The 700-nt window shown below is 56.7% G+C and carries 1 protein-coding gene; it reads right to left on the bottom strand.

Annotated features, from left to right (window positions below):
• Positions 1-222 precede the first annotated feature (222 nt).
• Positions 223-700, bottom strand: a 478-nt coding sequence (locus tag OKC30_RS21275; RefSeq protein ID WP_442865849.1) for a cytochrome c, incomplete at its 5' end; no start/stop codon positions are given.

The raw sequence follows: 700 nt of genomic DNA on the forward strand, positions 1-700 counted from the left end.
GCGATTAAATCAGATCACAAACGAAGCCTTTTTTCTATCTATTTCAATTGGTTGTAGCTAAAGATCCTGTACATGATTGCAGTGTAGCGAGCCACATCGGGTGCGGTGGGACGCTTAAAATCAGGGCCAGCGGCGCAGCCGGCCAGACCGGCGGTGATCAGACCAGCTACCAGGTAAGTTGCCGCAAGCCGTCGTTCGAGGCTGATGGGGCGCTGGCATGTTTTAGCGTGCTCCATAAAAATGCTCCACGAAAGGTTTACGGAAAGCTTGGTGGCAGCCCAAGCAGCTTTCCTGCACGTGGGCGAATGATTGGATCACCGCCTTGCCGTCGCTGCTCGCAGCAGCCAGCTTCATGGCCAGCGCCGCCTCGTGAGTCTGCGCGTCAAAGTTTCTGAACTTGGTCGCATCAGCGCCGAGGTAAGCAAGGATGCGCATTTTTTCAGTAAGCGGTGGCTCGGGGTGTGCAGCAACTTTTGGGGCGAGCTGAACGACCTGAACCCATTCCTCCTGCGAAATCGCACCGGTAATAGCCTGCATGTTGCGCCCGAGTTCCTGCATGATCTTGCGTAGCGCCAGTGGCTCAACCTGGGTAGCGTCACCAGCCCAAGCTGGCAACTGAAAACCCCATCTTAAATGCGAAAGGGGACTCCCTCCGACGTAGGTGGGAGGGGAATTTCGCCGGGGCGTCAGCCCCGCTGGT

The organism is Aeromonas sp. QDB18 (assembly GCF_027705325.1).
Classification (GTDB): domain Bacteria; phylum Pseudomonadota; class Gammaproteobacteria; order Enterobacterales; family Aeromonadaceae; genus Aeromonas; species Aeromonas caviae.